The sequence below is a fragment of the Saccharothrix sp. BKS2 genome, assembly GCF_047689505.1.
In the GTDB taxonomy this organism is placed as follows: Bacteria; Actinomycetota; Actinomycetes; order Mycobacteriales; family Pseudonocardiaceae; genus Actinosynnema; species Actinosynnema lopnurensis.
Genome location: NZ_JAUQOL010000006.1, coordinates 142,524 through 161,274, shown reverse-complemented (window position 1 = coordinate 161,274; position 18,751 = coordinate 142,524). Strand labels below are relative to the sequence as shown.

The 18,751-nt window shown below is 74.7% G+C and carries 18 protein-coding genes; 15 read left to right on the top strand and 3 right to left on the bottom strand.

Features of this window, described 5'->3' with window-relative positions; genetic code table 11:
* Positions 1–89 precede the first annotated feature (89 nt).
* From Q5530_RS14275 to Q5530_RS14260, 4 genes are all read left to right on the top strand, one after another.
* Positions 90–1,130: an NlpC/P60 family protein gene (locus tag Q5530_RS14275; protein WP_415362659.1), complete on the top strand. Its 1,041-nt coding sequence runs from the start codon at positions 90–92 to the stop codon at positions 1,128–1,130.
* 62 nt (positions 1,131–1,192) lie between these two features.
* Positions 1,193–2,452, top strand: coding sequence for a hypothetical protein (locus Q5530_RS14270; RefSeq protein WP_415362658.1), 1,260 nt, complete (start codon positions 1,193–1,195; stop codon positions 2,450–2,452).
* 9 nt (positions 2,453–2,461) lie between these two features.
* Positions 2,462–3,592 carry a glycosyltransferase family 4 protein gene (locus tag Q5530_RS14265; RefSeq protein WP_380636236.1) on the top strand — a complete coding sequence of 377 codons (1,131 nt, stop codon included), beginning with the start codon at positions 2,462–2,464 and terminating at the stop codon, positions 3,590–3,592.
* A 115-nt stretch (positions 3,593–3,707) separates the two neighbouring features.
* On the top strand, positions 3,708–3,914 hold the full coding sequence (locus Q5530_RS14260; RefSeq protein ID WP_415362657.1) for a hypothetical protein: 207 nt from the start codon (positions 3,708–3,710) through the stop codon (positions 3,912–3,914).
* A 169-nt stretch (positions 3,915–4,083) separates the two neighbouring features.
* Here Q5530_RS14260 and Q5530_RS14255 read toward each other — a convergent pair whose 3' ends face one another.
* Positions 4,084–7,023: a BTAD domain-containing putative transcriptional regulator gene (locus Q5530_RS14255; RefSeq protein ID WP_415362656.1), complete on the bottom strand. Its 2,940-nt coding sequence runs from the start codon at positions 7,021–7,023 to the stop codon at positions 4,084–4,086.
* A 473-nt stretch (positions 7,024–7,496) separates the two neighbouring features.
* A complete protein-coding gene (locus Q5530_RS14250; RefSeq protein ID WP_415362655.1) occupies positions 7,497–9,305 on the bottom strand; it encodes an AMP-dependent synthetase/ligase in 1,809 nt (602 codons plus the stop codon).
* 111 nt (positions 9,306–9,416) lie between these two features.
* Between Q5530_RS14250 and Q5530_RS14245 the strand changes: the two genes are divergently transcribed.
* The 8 genes from Q5530_RS14245 to Q5530_RS14210 are packed head-to-tail and all read left to right on the top strand — an operon-like array spanning position 9,417 to position 15,389.
* Complete coding sequence (locus Q5530_RS14245) at positions 9,417–9,797, top strand: polyketide cyclase / dehydrase and lipid transport (protein ID WP_415362654.1); 381 nt, start codon at positions 9,417–9,419, stop codon at positions 9,795–9,797.
* A gap of 11 nt (positions 9,798–9,808) precedes the next feature.
* A complete protein-coding gene (locus Q5530_RS14240; RefSeq protein WP_380636243.1) occupies positions 9,809–10,597 on the top strand; it encodes a metallophosphoesterase family protein in 789 nt (262 codons plus the stop codon).
* Between the two features lie 26 nt (positions 10,598–10,623).
* Complete coding sequence (locus tag Q5530_RS14235) at positions 10,624–11,061, top strand: SRPBCC family protein (RefSeq protein WP_415362653.1); 438 nt, start codon at positions 10,624–10,626, stop codon at positions 11,059–11,061.
* Positions 11,058–12,266, top strand: coding sequence for an ArsA family ATPase (locus Q5530_RS14230; protein WP_415362652.1), 1,209 nt, complete (start codon positions 11,058–11,060; stop codon positions 12,264–12,266). Before Q5530_RS14235 ends, Q5530_RS14230 begins: the two co-directional genes overlap by 4 nt.
* Positions 12,263–12,619 carry a hypothetical protein gene (locus tag Q5530_RS14225; protein WP_415362651.1) on the top strand — a complete coding sequence of 119 codons (357 nt, stop codon included), beginning with the start codon at positions 12,263–12,265 and terminating at the stop codon, positions 12,617–12,619. Before Q5530_RS14230 ends, Q5530_RS14225 begins: the two co-directional genes overlap by 4 nt.
* A gap of 23 nt (positions 12,620–12,642) precedes the next feature.
* Entirely contained in the window at positions 12,643–13,614 is a 972-nt protein-coding gene (locus tag Q5530_RS14220) for an ROK family glucokinase (RefSeq protein ID WP_415362650.1), read from the top strand.
* A gap of 27 nt (positions 13,615–13,641) precedes the next feature.
* The gene (locus Q5530_RS14215; protein ID WP_415362649.1) at positions 13,642–14,463 is read left to right on the top strand and encodes an MEDS domain-containing protein; all 822 of its coding nucleotides are present in this window, start codon (positions 13,642–13,644) and stop codon (positions 14,461–14,463) included.
* Complete coding sequence (locus tag Q5530_RS14210) at positions 14,460–15,389, top strand: anti-sigma factor RsbA family regulatory protein (RefSeq protein ID WP_415362648.1); 930 nt, start codon at positions 14,460–14,462, stop codon at positions 15,387–15,389. The genes Q5530_RS14215 and Q5530_RS14210 overlap by 4 nt, the downstream gene beginning before the upstream one ends.
* A gap of 164 nt (positions 15,390–15,553) precedes the next feature.
* On the opposite strand, the gene Q5530_RS14205 is transcribed toward Q5530_RS14210, so the two are convergent.
* The gene (locus Q5530_RS14205; protein ID WP_415362647.1) at positions 15,554–16,039 is read right to left on the bottom strand and encodes a hypothetical protein; all 486 of its coding nucleotides are present in this window, start codon (positions 16,037–16,039) and stop codon (positions 15,554–15,556) included.
* Between the two features lie 197 nt (positions 16,040–16,236).
* On the opposite strand from Q5530_RS14205, the gene Q5530_RS14200 reads away from it, so the two are divergent.
* From Q5530_RS14200 to Q5530_RS14190, 3 genes are all read left to right on the top strand, one after another.
* Complete coding sequence (locus Q5530_RS14200; protein WP_415362646.1) at positions 16,237–16,968, top strand: lysophospholipid acyltransferase family protein; 732 nt, start codon at positions 16,237–16,239, stop codon at positions 16,966–16,968.
* 20 nt (positions 16,969–16,988) lie between these two features.
* Positions 16,989–17,501 (top strand): polyadenylate-specific 3'-exoribonuclease AS, encoded by a 513-nt coding sequence (locus tag Q5530_RS14195; RefSeq protein ID WP_380636260.1) that lies wholly within the window; start codon positions 16,989–16,991, stop codon positions 17,499–17,501.
* A gap of 157 nt (positions 17,502–17,658) precedes the next feature.
* Entirely contained in the window at positions 17,659–18,684 is a 1,026-nt protein-coding gene (locus Q5530_RS14190; RefSeq protein ID WP_415362645.1) for a 6-phosphofructokinase, read from the top strand.
* Positions 18,685–18,751: the final 67 nt, after the last annotated feature.

Sequence of the window (18,751 nt, the reverse complement as noted above, 5' to 3'; positions counted from 1 at the left end):
GCCGTGCCGGAAACGTGGAGCTGAGCTGTCGGGCACGCGCACGTGCCCGGACCGGTAGGCGGTTCATCACGAAGGAGACACGCGCGACTGTGGCGTCGCAACGACTCAAGCGCGGACTGCGCGGGGCGATGGCGGCCACGGCGGTGGCCGCTGCGGCGGTGGGCGCTCTGCCCGTACCGGCCGGAGCTCAGCCGAACACCCCAGCGAACGCCTCCGAGGCGCTGAAGAAGTACAACGAGCTGGCCGAGCAGGCCACGAAGCTCAACGAGGAGCTGTTGCGCGCCGAGGAGCAGCGCGACCTCAACCAGGGCAAGCTCGACCAGGCCAACCAGGACCTGGCCCAGGCCACCGACGAGGGTGCGCGGGCCAAGGCCGCGGAGGAGGAGTTCCGCGGCCAGGTCGACAAGCTGACCGAGGCGTCCTTCGAGGGCGCGCGGTTCAGCCAGCTGTCGGCGCTGCTGGTCGCGGAGTCCCAGCAGGACTTCCTCAACCGCATGTCCGCGCTGGGTGTGCTGGCCTCGGACAACGACGAGGCGCTCAGCAGGCTCTCCGGTGCCGTCGACGCCGCCGAGAACGCCCGCGAGGAAGCCTCCCAGGCCCAGACCGACGCGCAGGCCGCGACCGACGAGGCGATCCGCATCGCCGACGAGATCAAGGCGCGCAAGAACGACCTGGACAAGCAGAAGTCCGAGGTCAAGGTCCAGCTCGACCGGCTGACCGCGCAGGAGCGCACCACGCTCCAGTCGGTGGGCACGGTGCCGAACGTGACCGTGCCCGCGGGCTCGGCGGGCGAAGCCCTCCAGTTCGCCCTCCAGCAGGTCGGCGACATGTACCAGTACGGCGCGACCGGCCCCAGCGTGTGGGACTGCTCCGGCCTGACCATGAAGTCCTACGCGGCGGCGGGCGTCAGCATCCCGCGCACGAGCCAGGGCCAGGCGGGCGCGGGCCGCGCGGTCAGCCGCGCCGAGGTCCGCGCCGGCGACCTGATCATCTACAACGGCGGCATGCACGTCGGCATGGCGGTGGACAACGCCAACGTCGTGCACGCCTCCACCGACGGCGTGCCGGTGAAGGTCGTGCCGCTGAACAACCCCGGCCAGATCTACGCGATGCGCCGCATCGCGGGCTGACAGACGGGTCCGGCGGGGCCATCCTGGACGTCGATGGTCCCGCCGACACCTCCTCCCGGCCCATGAGCCGCCACCGGACGCCGCTGGCCCTGCTCGTCGTCCTGACCTTCCTGGGCGGGCTGACCGCGGCCGCGGTGCCGGACCGGCCCGGGACCGCGCCCGCGCGCGCGGCGGAGGTCCGGTCGCTGCTCGACCGGCGGGCCGCGGCGCTGCTGGCCCGCGACGAGGCGGCGTTCACCGCCGACCTCGACCCCCTGGCCGACGCCGGGTTCCGGCAGCGGCAGCGCGACCTGTTCCACAACCTCGCCGCCGTGCCGCTGGCCGAGTGGGGGTACCGGCTGGGGGACGACGGCACGGACCTGTCCTCGCTGACCCCGCCCGCCGAACCGACCCCGCCCGCCGACGAGGCGTGGGCGCCGGGCGTGCGGCTGTCCTACCGGCTGCGCGGCGTGGACGTCGAGCCCAGCGACCAGGGCATGGCCTACCTGTTCACCCGCCGCGGCGACCGCTGGTACCTCAACTCCGACACCGCGCTGGAACCGCTGGGCAGGCGCACCTGGCGCGGGCCGTGGGACTTCGGGCCCTGCGTGGTGCACCGCGGGCCGGGCGGGTTCGTGCTCAGCCACCCCGGCGGCGAGGTGCTGGCGCGGCGGGCGCTGGCCGAGCTGGACGGCGCGGTGCGCGCGGTCACCGAGGTGTGGGGGCAGGCGTGGGCCCGGCAGGTGGCCGTGCTGGTGCCCTCCGGCGTCGAGGAGATGCGCGCGCTGGTCGGGCCCGGGTTCGCCACCGGGGCGATCGCGGGCGTCGCGGTGGCCGACCGGGTGGACCCCGCCACGCGCACCGCGCGCGGCCAGCGGGTCGTGCTCAACCCGGACAGCGCGGGCGCGCTGTCGCCGATCGCGCTGCGGGTGCTGCTGCGGCACGAGATCACCCACGTCGCGGTGCGCGGCGAGACCGCGGACGGCGCGCCGATGTGGCTGCTGGAGGGGTTCGCGGACTACGTGGGCTACCGGAACAGCGACGTGCCGCCGAAGCGGGCCGCGCCGCTGCTGGCCGCCGCGGTGCGGGAGGCGCCGCCGACCGGGCTGCCCCGGGACGAGGACTTCCGCGGACCCGACCTGGAGCTGGCCTACCAGCAGGCGTGGTCGCTCACCGCGTACCTGGCGTCGGTGCTGGGCGAACCGGGCCTGGTGGAGCTGTACCGGCGGCTGGCGCGGGCGCGGACGTCCGAGGTGGACGACCTGCTGCCGGAGCTGACCGGCTGGGGCGTCGCGGAGCTGGTCGAGGGCTGGCGCGGGTACCTGGCGGCGACGTTCCCGTAACGTGTGCGCGTGCGTCGGACCCTCCTGGTGACCAATGACTTCCCGCCCCGGCCCGGTGGCATCCAGTCCTACCTGCACGCCCTGGCGGTGCGGCTGCCGGACCTGGTGGTGTACGCGCCGTCGTGGAGCTCGCCCGCCGGCTCGCACCCGGAGTTCGACGCGGCGCAGCCGTTCCCGGTGGTGCGGCACCCCGGGACGCTGATGCTGCCCACGCCCGACGTGGTGCGGCGGGCGGCGGACGTCCTGCGCGGCGAGCGCTGCGACGCCGTGTGGTTCGGGGCGGCGGCGCCCCTGGCGCTGACGGCGCCGTGGCTGCGGTCGGCGGGCGCGGAGCGGGTGGTGGCGTCCACGCACGGGCACGAGGTGGGCTGGTCGATGCTGCCGGGCGCGCGGCAGGCGCTGGGCCGGATCGGGTCCGGTGTGGACGTGGTCACGTTCGTGAGCCGGTACACGCGCTCCCGGTTCGCCGCGGCGTTCGGGCCGATGGCGGCGCTGGAGCACCTGCCGTCCGGTGTGGACACCTCGGTCTACCGGCCGGACCCGGCGGCGGGGGCCGAGATCCGCGCCCGCCACGGCCTCGGTGACCGGCCGGTGGTGGTGTGCGTGTCCCGGCTGGTGCCGCGCAAGGGGCAGGACGTGCTGGTCCGGGCGCTGCCGGAGATCCGCCGCCGGGTGCCGGGCGCGGCGCTGCTGGTGGTCGGCGGCGGGCCGTACCGGGCGAGGCTGGAGCGGCTGGCGGTGTCGGAGGGGGTCGCGGAGCACGTCGTGCTGACCGGCTCGGTGCCGTGGGAGGAGCTGCCCGCGCACTACAACGCGGGTGACGTGTTCGCCATGCCGTGCCGGACGCGGGGCCGCGGCCTGGACGTCGAGGGGCTGGGCATCGTGTACCTGGAGGCGTCGGCGAGCGGGCTGCCCGTGGTGGCGGGCCGGTCGGGCGGCGCGCCGGAGACGGTGCTGGACGGCGTGACCGGGCGCGTGGTGGACGGCCGCGGGGTGGCGGAGGTGGCCGGGGCGGTGGCCGACCTGCTGGCCGACCCCGGTACCGCGGCGAAGATGGGCGAGGCCGGTCGCGAGTGGGTCACCCGGAACTGGCGGTGGGACGCCCTGGCGGACCGGCTGGCCGGCCTGATCAACGGCTGAGCCCGGTCGCCTGCCTCTCCCGGCGCGGGCCGCGGCCGCACCACGAGGTGCGAGCGCACCCACTGCCGCCTACGTTGGCAGCAACCCATCCCCGCGCACCCTGGGAGGACCACCGATGAGCCCGGAGACGCCGTCGAACGACGCGGCCGACCAGCTCCGCCCCGCCGTGCCCGAAGCGGAGGACGCCGACCTGGACGAGGAAGCCGCCGTCGGTCACGACGCCACCCCCGCCGACGTCCTGGAAGCCGACCCGGCGGACGTGGCCGACCAGCTCCGCGCCGTCCCCCTGACCGAGGACCCCGCGGACCCGAACAGCTTCTGACCCCGCGAGTCGAACGCTCGTGACAACCGTGTCGAACGTTCGGAACGACCGTGTCGAACGCTCGTGACCCCCGAGTTCCACGTTCACGCACCCCGTGAGGCGACGCGAACGTAGAACTCGGGGTGTCTGAGCGTTCGACACGGTGGGCCCGGGTGTTCGACTCGCGCGGTCAGGGGGGCAGGTGGGCGGCGTGGTCGGCCTCGGCGGCGGCGGCCAGGTCGTCGCCCAGCGCCCGGTGCACGGCGGCCAACTCGGTGCGCGCCGCCCGTTCCAGCAGGCGGAAGCCCAGGCGGGCGGTGAGGGTCACGGCCTGCTCGGCCAGCGCCCGCGCCTCCGCCGGTTCGCCGAGCAGCCGCCGCACGCCGGCCAGGCCCACCAGCGCCCGCGCCTCGCCCGGCGGGTAGCCGATCCGGCGGGCCTTGGTCAGCGCCTGCTGGAACTGCTCGTCCGCCGCGCGCAGCGACCCCAGGCCCCGGTTCGCCGACGCCATCACCACCAGCACGTTCGTGGTGATCCGCTGGTCACCGCCCTCGCGCAGCTCGCCCAGCGCCCGGTCCGCCAGGTCCAGCGCCTCCGCGTGCTCCCCCAGGTCCAGCCGCACCGAGGCGGTGACCTCCAGCGCCCTGGCCGCCGCCTCCCGGAACCCGGCCTCGGTCGCCAACCGCACCGCGTCGGCCAGGCGCGACAGCGCGCGCTGCGGTTCACCCATCGACTGCGCCGCCACGCCCAGCAGCGTCAGCGCCGTGATCTCGCTGCTGCGCAACCCGTGCTCCACGCTGACCGCCAGCGCCTCGCCCAGCAGGTCCACGGCCTCGGCCAGCTCGCCGGTCTCGACGGCCAGCACCCCCAACCCGGTGAGCACCCCCGTCTCGCCCGAGCGCGGTCCGCCCGCCTCGCGCTTGAGCGCCAGGCACGTCTCCAGGTCGTTGCGCGCCGACGCCAGGTCGCCCGACTCCAGCCGCACCAGGCCGAGGTTCCCGCGCACCCCCGCCTCCGACGCCAGGTCACCGGTCACCCGGTGCAGCTCCACGGCCCGCGTGTAGTGCGCGATCGACTTGGCGAAGTCGCCCACCCGCCAGTGCAGCGTGCCCAGGTTCTGGTGCATCGCCGCCTCGGCCGCCACGTCCCGCTGCTCGTGCGCGGCGTCCATCCCGTACTGCGCGGTCAGCAGCCATTCGGTCACGTGCTTGCCGATCCACAGGTACCCGCGCAGCCCGTCGGCCAGCCGCCACGACACCGCCGCCGGCCCGTGCTCGGCCGCCGACCGGATCGCCGCGGCCAGGTTCGCCCGCTCCGCGTCCAGCCACGCCCGTGCCCGCGCCGCCGTGTCCACCCCGGTCGGGGCCACCCCAGTCGGGCTCACTCCGGTCGGGTCCACCCCCGCCGACGGCAGCCGCATCAGGTCCGGGTACAGCAGGTCGGCGCAGTGGTCCACCGCCCGCACGTAGAACTCCAGCAGCCGCAGGCGCGCGGCCGCCACGTCCCCCTCGACCGAGGCGGCGAACCGGGCCGGCGAGTCGTGGAACGAGTACCGGCCGCCCACCGACCGCACCAGCCGCGCCTCGGCCAGCCGGTCGAGCAGCGAGGCCGCCACGTCGACCGGCACGTCCGCGACGCTCGCCGCCGCCTCCGGCGTGAAGTCCGGTCCCGGCACCACGCCCAGCAGCCCGAACAGCCGCCGCGCCGCCGGCGGCAGGGCGTCGTGGGCCAGGTGCAAGGGGTCCCGGTCGGCCAACCGCTCCAGGTAGCGCGCCACCGACCCGCCGCCGACCGACGCCGCCGCCACGGCCAGCGCCAGCGGCAGGTGCCCGCACCGCCGCGCCAGCTCCTCCGCCGCCGGCCCGGACCGCCCCAGCACGGCCAGCGACTCGGCGGGCTCCAGCACGTCCAGCCCGACCCGGCGGGCGCCGTCGACGGCGATCAGGCCGCGCAGGTCGTCCCGGCTGGTCACCAGCACCGGGCAGCTCGCCGCCCCCGGCAGCAGCGGCCGGACCTGGTCCGGCGCGGCCGCGTTGTCCAGCACCAGCAGCATCCGCCGCCCGGCCAGCAGCGACCGGAACAGCGTGCTCTGCTCGTCGGGGTCGACCGGGATCTGCTCCGGCGGCACGCCCAGCGCCCGCAGGAACCGGGTCAGCACCTCGACCACCGGCGTCGGCGGCCCCGCCGCGTACCCGCGCAGGTCCACGTACAGCCGCCCGTCCGGGAACCGGTCCCGCAGCCGGTGCGCCACGTGCACCGCCAGCGCCGTCTTGCCCACGCCCGCCACCCCGGAGACCACCACGATCGGCACGGCGGTGCGCGCCCCGTCCGGCGCGACCAGCCGGGAGATCCGCTCCACCGGCTCGGCGCGCCCCACGAACCCGGGCACCTCGGGCGGCAGCTGGTCCGGCACGTCCGGCGCCACCCGCCCGGCGGGCGCGGCCAGGCTCGGGTCGCCCACCAGGATCGCCTGGTGCAGCTCGCGCAGCGCCGCGCCCGGCTCGACGCCCAGCTGCTCGTCCAGGACCCGGTCGACCAGCCGGAACGCCTCCAGCGCCTCGGCCTGCCTGCTGCCCCGGTACAGCGCGATCATCAGCTGCGCCCAGAACCGCTCGCACAGCGGGTGGTCCGCGGTCAGCGCCCGCAGCACCGGGACCACGCGCTCGTGGTTGCCCAGCGCCAGCTCGACGTCGATGCGCTCCTCCTGCGCCACCAGCAGCCGCTCGGCCAGCCTGGGCACCTCGTCGTCGCGCAGCGCGTCGGAGGGCACGTCCACCAGCGCGGGACCACGCCACAGGCCCAGCGCCTCGGCGTAGAGGTCGGCCGCCTCGGTCAGCCGCCCGGACCGCGCGGCCTGCCGCGCCCGGCTCGCGGTGGCGGTGAACCGGTGCACGTCCACCCGCTCGGGCGGCACGACCAACCGGTAGCCGTCGGAGGTGGTCCGGATCAGCGAGGGATCGCCGAGCAGCTGCCGCAGCCGCATGACGTAGGTCTGGAGGGTGCCGCGCGTGCGCGCCGGCGGGTCCTCGCCCCAGAGGAACGCCACCAGTTCGCCAATTGAGACGACGCGGCCCGCGCGGAGGGCCAGCGCACCCAGCAGCGCGCGGTGCTTCCCGGCCCGCACGGGCACCGGCTCACCCTGTATGCGCACTTCAAGCGGGCCGAGAAGACCGAACCACGGCCCAGACCCCATCCGCTCGCGTCCCCTCGTCGTACCTCGCCGGGTACAGCCTAGGGCGAGCGCTGACGGCACGAGTCATCGCCGCGTCAGCGATACGACAGCGCGCTACGGCAATCTTTTGAACGTCCCGGTTGGGGGACCGGGACGTTCAACTCATCGGGTCCGCGTCAGCGGATACGCGATCACTGGGGGTCGGGTGGCCCGCACCGGAAGGTGCGGGCCACCCGTCTGTATTTTTGGCCGCTGCTCCGCAGACGGCGGCTCGGCCGCCTGGAAGTCGGCCGCTCGCGCCTGGTTTCCGGCGATCGAAGGGCGTGATCACCGGAAACCAGTCACGAACGACCGACGCGGCCTCGCGTGGGGGTGGGACCCTGCGTGAGGGGTGGACCGGGCGCGTGGGTGTGCGGCTCGGGTGGGGCGGGTCAGGTTGTGTAGATCGCCTCGATGTCCTGCTTGTAGGTGGTGGCGACCACGGAGCGGCGCAGCTTCAGGCTCGGCGTCATCTCGCCGCCCGCCTCGGTGAAGTCCACCGGCAGGATGCGGAACTTCTTGATCGCCTCCGCCTTGGACACCGCCGCGTTGGCCTCGTCGACGGCCGCCTGGACCTGGCCCCTGAGCGTCGCGTCGTCCAGCAGGTCCGCCACGGTGGCCGACGCCGGCTTGCCGTTCTGCTCCTTCCACGTCGGGAAGAACTCGGGGTCGATGGTGATCAGCGCCCCGATGAACGGCTGCGAGTCCCCGACCACCATGCACTGGCTGATCAGCGGGTGCGCCCGGAGCCGGTCCTCCAGCACGGCGGGGGAGACGTTCTTGCCGCCGGCGGTGACGATGATCTCCTTCTTGCGGCCGGTGATCCGCAGGAACCCGTCGTCGTCGAGCTTGCCCAGGTCACCGCTGTGGAACCAGCCGTCCTCCAGGGCCTCGGCCGTCGCGCCCGCGTTGTTCCAGTAGCTGCGGAACACGACCTCGCCCTTGATCAGGATCTCGCCGTCCTCGGCGATGCGCACCGAGGTGCCCCCCACCGGGCGGCCGACCGTGCCCACCCGGAACGCCGCCTCGGTGTTGACGCACGCCGCCGCGCTGGTCTCGGTCAGGCCGTAGCCCTCCAGCACCGGCACGCCGACGCCGCGGAAGAAGTGCGCCAGCCGCTCGCCCAGCGGCGCGCCGCCGGACACCGCCGCCAAGCACCGCCCGCCCAGCGCCGCCTGGAGCTTGCTGTAGACCAGCTTCGAGAACACCGCGTGCTTGACCTTCAGGCCGAGGCCCGCGCCCCCGCCGTCCTGCGCCTGGCTGTAGGCCACCGCGGTCGCCTCGGCGGCGTCGAAGATCTTGCCCTTGCCGCCGGCGTGCGCCTTCTGCTTCGCGCCGTTGTAGACCTTCTCGAACACGCGCGGCACGGCCACCACGAACGTGGGCCGGAACGACTGGAGGTCCGCCACCAGGTTCGTCACGTCCGGCGTGTGCCCCAGCGTGACCCGGGCGTAGACGCTGGTCAGCGCGATGGCGCGGGCCAGGATGTGGGCCAGGGGCAGGAACAGCAGCAGCGAGTTGCCCGCCTGCATCAGCCGCGGGAACGCGGTGATGTCCGCGCGGATCTCCGACAGCAGGTTGCGGTGGGTCAGCTCGCAGCCCTTGGGCCGGCCGGTCGTGCCGGAGGTGTAGACGATGGTCGCGGTGTCGTCCGCGCCGACGCCCTTGCGGCGGGTGTGCACGTCCTCGTCGGTCACCGACGCGCCCAGCGCGGTCAGCTCGTCGACCGCGCCGCCCGCGTCGCCGGTCGGGCCCTCGACCTGCCACACGTGGTCGAGCTCCGGCAGGTTCCCGGAGGCGGCCTCCACCAGCGCGCGGTGCGCCGGGCCCTCCACGACCACGGCTTTGGCCGAGGAGTCGGACAGGATCCACTCGACCTGCTCGGCCGAGGAGGTCTCGTAGATGGGCACCACGACGGCGCCCGCGTGCCAGATGGCCAGGTCGAAGAGGGTCCACTCGTAGCGGGTCTTCGACATCAGGCCGACCCGGTCACCGGGTTGGAGCCCCGCCGCGATGAGCCCCTTGGCCACGGCGAGGACCTGGGCGGCGAAGTCGCGGGCGGTGAGGTCCACCCACGTGCCGTCGACCCGGCGGCGGAAGCTGACGGCGTTGCCGAAGCGCTCCGCGTTCGCCCACACCATGTCGGTGAGGTTCTCCTCGGCAGCCACAGTGGCTGTGGCGGGGACGCTGAACTCGCGCACGTCGACCTCCGGACGTTGGTTGTTACCGGTGGGGAAACCTAGCCTGTGATTCCGGCGATACACCAGGCCGGGCGATGGTTCCGTGACCGTGTCGTGGCACTCTTCCTCCCCGTGCCCAGCGTTGACGTCGTGGACGAGACCTTCCTGGCGGTGCCCCCGACCGTGATCGCCGCGGCCTTCGCGGAGCCGGCGGCGTGGCGCGCGTTCTGGCCGGACCTCTCCCTCGACGTCTACGCCGACCGGGGCGCGCAGGGGTTGCGCTGGACGGTCGCCGGCGCGCTGGTCGGCACGATGGAGGTGTGGCTGGAGCCGGTGCTGGACGGCACCCTGCTGCACTACTTCCTGCGCGCGGACCTGCCGGGCGACCCGCCGGCCCGGCGCGTGCGGCGGGAGGTGCGGCGGCGCCAGCTGGCCGCCAAGGAGGTCTCGCTGGGCCTGAAGACGACCCTGGAGGCCGGTCGGCCGCCGGGCGTCGCGCCGGCCCTGCCGTAGATTCCTCACCCGTGCGGGTTCACGTCGTCTCCGATGTCCACGGCAACGCGGAGGCCCTCGCCCGCGCGGGTGACGGCGCCGACGCCCTGGTCGTGCTGGGTGACCTGGTCGACTTCGTCGACTACCACGACCACGGCCGGGGCATCCTGGGCCGGGTCTTCGGCCGGGAGAAGGTCGAGGTGTTCGCCCGGCTGCGGCGCGGGCACGTCGGCGCGGAGACCGTCCGCTACATGCGGTCGCTGTGGGAGGGCCTGGACAACGCCGCCGAGGTGGTCCGGGAAGCGGTGGTGGAGCAGTACACCGAGCTGTTCGCGGCGATGAGCGCGCCCACCTACGCCACGCCGGGCAACGTCGACGACCCGACCCTGTGGCCGCTGTTCGCCCGCGACGGCGTGCGCGTGCTCGACGGGGAGGCGGTCGAGATCGGCGGCCTGCGGTTCGGCTTCGCGGGCGGCGCCCTGCTCGACCGGGGGTTCGTGCCGAACCGGCGCGGTCCGTGGCGGCCCTACCTGCGCACCGAGGAGGAGTTCGGCGCGGCGCTGGCGAACCTGGGCGAGGTGGACGTGCTGTGCACCCACGTGCCGCCGGCGGTGCCCGAGCTGACCTACGACGTGGTCGCCCGCAGGCCCGAGCGCGGTTCCACCTCGCTGGTGGAGCTGATCGGCCGCGCGCGGCCCCGGTGGTCGCTGTTCGGGCACGTCCACCAGCCGCTGGCCAGGCGGGTGCGGCTGGGCTGGACGGAGTGCGTCAACGTCGGCCACTTCCAGCGCACCGGCACGCCCCACGTGCTGCGTTGGTGAGCCCGACCACCGGGTAACCTCCCCGCATGGCCGACGAGTCCACCCAGTCCATCGTCATCGACGCGACGCCCGAGGAGATCGTGGCGGTCATCGCCGACTTCGACGCCTACCCGGAGTGGGCCAACGGCGTGAAGCGCACCGAGGTGCTGGAGACCGGGTCGGACGGCCGCGCGGCCCAGGTGAAGTTCAACATCGACCAGGGCCCCATCAAGGACGAGTACGTGCTCGCCTACGACGAGTGGTCGCCGGGCCGCATCTCGTGGCACCTGGTCAAGGGCCAGATGCAGAAGTCCCAGGAGGGCGCCTACGTGCTGACCTCCCGGGGCGGTTCCACCGAGGTCACCTACACCCTGTCGGTGCAGCTGGTGGTGCCGATGATCGGCCTGTTCCGCCGCAAAGCCGAGAAGATGATCATGGACACGGCGCTCAAGGAGCTCAAGCGGCGGGTGGAAAACGCGCGGTGAGCGCTCGTCTGCTGCTGTTCACCGGCAAGGGCGGGGTCGGCAAGACCACCCTGGCCGCCGCCACCGCCGCCGCGCTCGCCGCCGGCGGCCGCAAGACCCTGGTCGTGTCCACCGACCCGGCCCACTCGCTGGGCGACGCGCTCGGCGTGCCGCTGTCCGGGCAGGCCGCCGAGGTCGACGGGGCCGACCTGTTCGGGAGCCTGCACGCCGCCCAGGTCGACCCCCGCGCCCTCGTCGACGAGGCGTGGCGCGACCTGCGCGGCCACCTGCGGACCGTGCTCGCGGGCGCGGGCGTGGACGAGCTGGACGCCGAGGAGCTGACCGTCCTGCCCGGCGTCGAGGAGCTGCTCTCGCTGACCGAGGTGCAGCGCCTGGTCCGCGCCGGCACGTGGGACGTGGTGGTCGTCGACTGCGGGCCCACCGCCGAGACCCTGCGCCTGCTCGCCCTGCCCGAGGCGTTCGCCTCCTACCTGGAGCGGCTGTTCCCCACCCACCGGCGCGTGGTGCGCGGCCTGCTGGCGGGTGTCGCGGGCAGCGGCTCGGTGGAGCGCTGGGACGCCACCGCCGACGCGCTCGGCAGGCTCGCGGAGAACCTGGACCAGCTGCGCGCGCTGCTGGCCTCCCCGGACACCGGCGTCCGGCTCGTGCTGACCCCCGAGCGGGTGGTCGCCGCGGAGACCCGCCGCACCGTCACCGCGCTCGCCCTCCAGGGCATCCGGGTCGACGGCGTGGTCGCCAACCGGGTCGTGCCGCACCCCGGCGCGGGCGCCGGGCCGGCCGCGGACTGGCTGCGCACCCGCCGCGCCGAGCAGGACGCCGTGCTGGCCGAGCTCGCCGACCTGGGCGAGGTGCGCGCGGTCGAGCACCGGGCGGCCGAACCGGTCGGCCCCGCCGCCCTGCTGGACGTCGCCGAGGGGCTCTACCGGGGCCGCGACCCCCTTGAGGGCACCGCCCCGGGCGGCCCCCTGCTGGCGGTCGAGCGCACCGGCGACCTGGAGTACACGCTGCGCCTGGCGCTGCGCGTGGGCGACTCGGACCTGGACCTGGCCCGCGTGGGCGACGAACTGGCCGTCACCGTGGACGGCAGGCGCAAGCTGGTCGCGCTGCCGTCGCTGCTCAAGCGCTGCGCGGTGACCGGCGCGGAACTGGACGACACCGGGTTGGCGGTGCGCTTCGCACCCGACCCCGAGCTGTGGATGCGGTGAGGCACGTGGACCGGGAGCCCACCGACCCGAGGCTGGCCGAGGAGCTGCGCCTGCTGCTCGACGCCGCCGCCGAACGGGCGCAGCCGTGGCTGCACCGGGTGGCCGAGCAGGGCGGGCACGACGCCGGGGGCTGCGGCTGGTGCCCGCTGTGCAACGCGGTGGCGCTGGTGCGCGGCGACCGCTCGGAGCTGGCCGCCAAGGCCGCCGAGCACGTGGCCGGCCTGATCGCAGTGCTGCGGGCCGCGCTGTCCGAACCGGCGGCCCCCGCGCGGGAGGCCGGTGAGCCCGAACCCGGGCGCCCCGCCCCGCCGCGCGTCCAGCACATCCCCGTCGTGCGGCGGAACCGGTGCTAGGCGGGTCGGGGCCGGGCGGACCGGTGCTCACCGTCGGCGTCGACGTCGGCGGGACCAGCGTGCGCGCGGGCGTCGTGGACGGCGACGGCTCGGTGCTCGACACGGCGCGCGCGGGCACGCCCGCCGGCGAGGAGGCGCTGGAGGAGGCGATCGGCGCGGCGGTGGCCGAACTGGCGTCCCGGCACCCCGTGGCCGCGGTCGGCCTGGCCGTCGCGGGCTTCGTCGCGCCCGACCGGCGCACCGTGCTGTTCGCGCCGCACCTGGCCTGGCGGCGGGCCCCCGTGGCGGAGCGGATCGCCCGGCGCGTGGGCGTGCCCGTGGTCCTGGAGCACGACGCCAACGCCGCCGCCCTGGCCGAGCACCGCTTCGGCGCCGCCCGCGGTGCGCGGGTCGCCGCCCTGGTGGCCCTGGGCACCGGCATCGGGGGAGCGCTGCTGGTCGACGGCGAGGTCTTCCGCGGCGCGCACGGCGTCGCGCCCGAACTCGGCCACCTGCGGCTCGTGCCGGACGGCAGGCCCTGCCCGTGCGGCAAGCAGGGCTGCTGGGAGCGGTACTGCAGCGGCACCGCCCTGGGCACCACGGCCGTGGAGCTGCTGGCCGGCAACCCCGGCGTGTCCACCGTGCTGGCCCGGGAGTCCCTGGACGACCCGCGCTCGGTGACCGGCCGCCGGGTGGCGGGCGCGGCCCGCGACGGCGACCCGCTGGCCCAGCGCGCCATGGCCGAGCTGGCCCGGTGGCTGGGCGAGGGGTTGGCCCTGGTCGCGGACGTGTACGACCCCGAGGTGGTGGTCATCGGCGGCGGCGTGTCGGAGTCCGCGCCGCTGTTCCTCGACGACGCCCGCGAGCGCTACGCGGAGGTGGTGACCGGCGCGGGCCACCGCCCGCTGGCCCGCATCCGCACCGCGCAGCTCGGCGACGACGCGGGCATCGTCGGCGTGGCCACCCTCGCGCGCGAGGTGGCGCCGCGGGCCTCGCGCAACGGACAGGTCCGCTGACCCGTGCCCCGGGCGTAGCATCGCGGGATGCGCACCTCTGGCGTCATCCACGCCACCAGGGGACTCGGGCTGCACGACCACGTCTGCTGGCCCTACGACGACCCCGCGGAGTTCCGTCGACGCGTCGTCGAGTTCCTGGCCGACGGACTGGTCCTCGGCCAGCAGTGCTGGTACGTCTCCGAGGGGTCGACCGACGAGCTGCTCTCCCACGTCGCCGAGCTGGGCGAGGCCCTGTCGTCCGGCGCGCTGCGCGTGGTGTCGATCGACGACACCTACGGCGAGGGCGGCGCGGTGACCCCGGCCCAGCAGGTCGCCACCTACGCCGCCGCCACCGAGGCCGCCCTGGCGGCCGGGTACTCGGGCCTGCGGGTCGCCGCCGAGGCCACCCCGATGGCCCTCGGCGACGAGGCGCTGGACGCGTTCTGCCGGTACGAGCACCTGGTCGACCGGTACATGGCGGGCCGGCCGTTCGCGGCGATGTGCGCCTACGACCGCACCCGGCTGCCCGGGTCGGCCATCGGCCAGCTGGCGTGCCTGCACCCGGCCGGCGGCGCGGGCGCCTCGCCGTTCCGGCTCTACGCGGTCCCCGGCGCCCGGGTCGCCCTGGACGGCGAGCTGGACCTGGACAGCCGCGAGAACTTCGCCCGCGCCCTGGAGCGCGCCGACCTGCGCGCCGACGGCGGCCAGGTCGTGGTCGACGGGTCGTCGCTGGACTTCGTCGACCACCACGCGCTGTTCGCCCTGGCCCGCGCCGGCGGCGGTGACGTGGTGCTGCGCACCCGGCGCTCGGCGCCGGCGCGGCTGGCCGAGCTGGTCGGGGTCCCCGGCCTGAGGGTGGAGACCGAATGAGGACGGGAGCGGCCCGAGGGCACGAGGGCTACTACCACGAGACCGCGTTCTACGGCAGCGACGCCGACTTCCAGGACCTGGTGGTGCCGTTCCTCGACGAGGGCGTGTCGGCGGGCGAGCCGGTCCTCGTCGCGTGCGGCGCGGTCAACGAGCGCCTCGTCCGCGACCGGGTGGCCGACCCCTCGGGCGTGCGCTTCCTGCCGGGCGCCGACCAGTACGCCCGCCCCACCGAGACGATCCTGGAGTACCGGAAGCTGTTCGCCGAGTACGCCGGGGTCGCGCAGATCCGCGTGGTGGGCGACGTGCCGCACCCCGGCACGGGCGCCCCGTGGGACTGGTGGTCCCGCTACGAGGCCGCGGTCAACGACCTCTTCGCCGAGTTCCCCCTGTGGGGGCTGTGCCCGTACGACCTGCGGACCACGTCCGCCGACGTGCTGGCCGACGTCCTGCGCGCCCACCCGAGGGTGGCGGGCGCGGGCGGCCACCTCGTCAACCCCGACTACCGCGAGACCTGGACCTGGCCCCGGGCCTGCCCGGACCCGCTGGAGACCGGGCACCCGCTGGTGGACCTGCTGGACCCGAGCCCGGCCGAGGCGCGGCACGCGGTGTCGGCCGCCTGCGTTGCGACCCGGCTGACCAGGGACGAGCTGGACGACATCGTCTACGCCGCGAGCGAGGCCGTGACCAACGCCCTCATCCACGGCAAACCGCCGGCGCGGCTGCGCGCGTGGGCGGACGGCGCGCGTGTCGTGGTGGCCGTCTCCGACCGGGGCGAGGGACCGACCTCGCCGGCGGCGGGCCTGGTGCCGACCGAGCGGACCACGACCGCCGGCCTGGGCCTGTGGCTGACCCACCGGACCTGCCGCGAGGTGTCCCTGGGCCGGGACGAGAACGGCTTCACCATCCGGCTGGTCGTCGGCGGCTGATCGCGCCGGTGGCTGATCGCGCGGGTGGTGACCGGCCCCGGGCCCCGGCCGCCGGGCGTTGGCCGCCGGGTGTCGGTCCCCGGGTATCAGCCGCCGGGCGTCGGCCGCGGAACCCGTCGCCCCCGCGCGTCGCTCCGGGGCCCTCTGCGCCCGGGGCACCGCTCCTAGAGCACGGCCCCGTCGTCCCACCCGGAGTCCGGCGGCGGGCCGCTGCGCATCCGCAGCACCAGCCACCCGGCGCCGGAGCACAGGACGATCAGCGCCAGCGGCGTCCCGATCGCGCCGCTCAGCCCGAACAGGCCGGGGAACAGCAGCACCACCACGCCGAGCAGGATCACCAGCAGCGCGGCGATCGTGCCGGGCCGCAGCGCGGGCAGCGGCGGCGGGTCGGGCGGCACGTAGTGGTTGTCGGGGTCGTCCGGGTCGTCGTCGGCGTCGGCGGGGTCCTCCTCGACCGTGGCCACGGCCGGCTGGCCCTCGGGCCGCACCGGGCGGGCGGGCTCGGCCTCCTCGTCCTGCTCGTCCGACTCGTCAGCCTCGTCGAACCAGGCCCGCTTGCCCACGCCCTCCCGCTCCAGCCCCGCCACGATCTCGGCGAAGGTGGCGTCGACGTCCTCGGGGCCGTCGGTAGAGTCGCGTCGGGAGTTCATCGGCGTGCTCCACCCTCCGAAGCCGTGACAGGCGGGTCCAGGAGTTCCATCGTCCCACGTACCCGCGATGTCGCGGTACGACAGCCGGACGACGACTACGACCGTACCCCGTGCGCGCCGGCCTTCGTTGTGGTTTGGGCCGTCGGCTCCGTAGGCTGACAGCGGGGATCAAGCACGTCGAGGAGGCGCTCCCAGCGGTGCTCTACTGGTTGATGAAACACATCTTTCTCGGGCCGCTCCTGAACCTGTTCTTCCGGCCCAGGATCATCGAGGGTGCCGAGAACATCCCCGAGGGCGGTGGCGCGATCCTGGCGAGCAACCACCTCGCGGTCTCCGACTCGTTCTTCCTCCCGCTGAAGCTCTCGCGCCGGGTCACCTTCCCGGCCAAGATCGAGTACTTCACCGGCACGGGGTTCAAGGGGGCGTTCAAGCGCTGGTTCTTCTTCGGCGTCGGCCAGGTGCCGATCGACCGGTCCAGCGCGTCGGCGGCCCAGAGCGCGCTGGACACGGGCGTGCGGATCGTGCGCGAGGGCAAGCTGCTCGGCATCTACCCCGAGGGCACCCGCAGCCCCGACGGCCGCCTCTACAAGGGCAAGGTCGGCGTCGCGTGGATCGCCCTGGAGTCCGGGGCGCCGGTCATCCCGGTGGCGATGTTCGGCACCGACAAGGCCAACCCCATCGGCTCGCGGATGTGGAAGCCGCACCCCATCCGGATCAAGATCGGCAAGCCGCTGGACTTCTCCCGGTACGCGGGCCTGTCCGGTGACCGGTTCGTGCTGCGCTCGATCACCGACGAGATCATGTACGCCCTGATGGAGCTGTCCGGGCAGGAGTACGTGGACGTCTACGCGGCCAAGGCCAAGGAGGTGCAGGGCGACGGGACCACCCCGGAGCGCCCCGACCGCCTGCCCGAGGCGAAGGCCGGTTGATCGCCACCTAGGGTGGTGCGGTGCGGTTCTTCTACGACTGTGAGTTCATCGAGGACGGGGTCACCATCGACCTCGTCTCCATCGGGGTGGTCGACGAGGAGGGTCGCGAGTTCTACGCCGTCTCCACGGAGTTCGACCCGGCCAAGGCCGGCCCGTGGGTGCGGGCCAACGTGCTCAACCAGCTGCCGCCGCCCGCCGACCGGGCGTGGCGCGGTCGGGACCGGATCAAGGCCGACCTGCTGGAGTTCCTCGGCGGGCGCAAGGCCAACCGGGACGACATCGAGCTGTGGGCGTGGTTCGCGGCCTACGACCACGTGGCGCTGGCGCAGCTGTGGGGCCCGATGCCCGCGCTGCCGCGCTGCCTGCCCCGGTTCACCCGGGACCTGCGGCAGCGCTGGGAGGACGTGGGCAAGCCCCGCCTGCCGCAGCCGCCCGCCGACGCGCACGACGCGCTGGCCGACGCCCGGCACAACCTGGAGCGGTGGAAGGTGATCGAGGCCGAACGGCGCAAGCGCGGCTTCTCCTCGCGCTGACCGGGTGCGTCCGGGTGCGTCCGGCTGCCGTGCCGGGGACGTCGCGGTGCGTTCGCGGTGTGTTCTCCGTCCGGTTGGTGGACCCTCGCTTGCTGCACCGATCCAGCACGTGTCAGTCTTGGGTGACCCACGCCACGAGAAGAGATTGGCTAAGCAAATGCGCATTGGTGTGCTCACCGGCGGTGGCGACTGCCCCGGCCTCAACGCCGTCATCCGCGGCGTGGTCCGCAAGGGTGTCGAGGCGCACGGCTGGGAGGTCCTCGGGTTCCGCAACGGGTGGCAGGGACCGATCGAGAACCTGACCAGGCCGATCGGGCTCGCCGACGTCGAGGACATCCTGACCCGGGGCGGCACCATCCTCGGTTCGTCGCGCACCAACCCGTACAAGGTCGAGGGCGGTGTCGACAAGATCCGCCAGGTGCTCAAGGAGAACGGCGTCGACGCGCTGATCGCCATCGGCGGCGAGGACACCCTGGGCGTCGCGAAGCGGCTCACCGACGACGGCATCGGCGTCGTGGGCGTGCCGAAGACCATCGACAACGACCTGGGCGCCACCGACTACACGTTCGGCTTCGACACCGCCGTGCACATCGCCACCGAGGCGATCGACCGGCTGCGCACCACCGCCGAGTCGCACCACCGGGCCCTGGTCGTCGAGGTCATGGGGCGGCACGCGGGCTGGATCGCGCTGCACTCGGGACTCGCGGGCGGCGCGAACGTGATCCTGGTGCCCGAGCGGCCGTTCAGCGTCGAGAAGGTCGTCGAGTGGGTGGAGCGGCGCTTCGAGCGCCAGTACGCCCCGATCATCGTGGTCGCCGAGGGCGCGATCCCCGAGGGCGGCGCCGAGGTGCTGCACTCCGGTGAGAAGGACGCGTTCGGCCACGTGCGCCTGGGCGGCGTCGGCACCTGGCTGGCCGAGGAGATCGCCCAGCGGACCGGCAAGGAGTCGCGCGCGGTCGTGCTGGGCCACGTGCAGCGCGGCGGCATCCCGACCGCCTACGACCGCGTGCTCGCCACCCGCTTCGGCCTGCACGCCGTGGACGCGGTCGCCGAGGGCGACTTCGGCGTCATGGTGGCCCTGAAGGGCACCGACATCGTCCGCGTGAAGCTGGCCGAGGCGACCGCGGAGCTCAAGACCGTGCCGCTGGAGCGCTACCAGGAAGCCGAAGTCTTCTTCGGCTAACCCCCACCCCCACTTACGGCACCCCGGCTCACCCCGGGGTGCCGTTGCACAAGCAACCCCGCGAGTC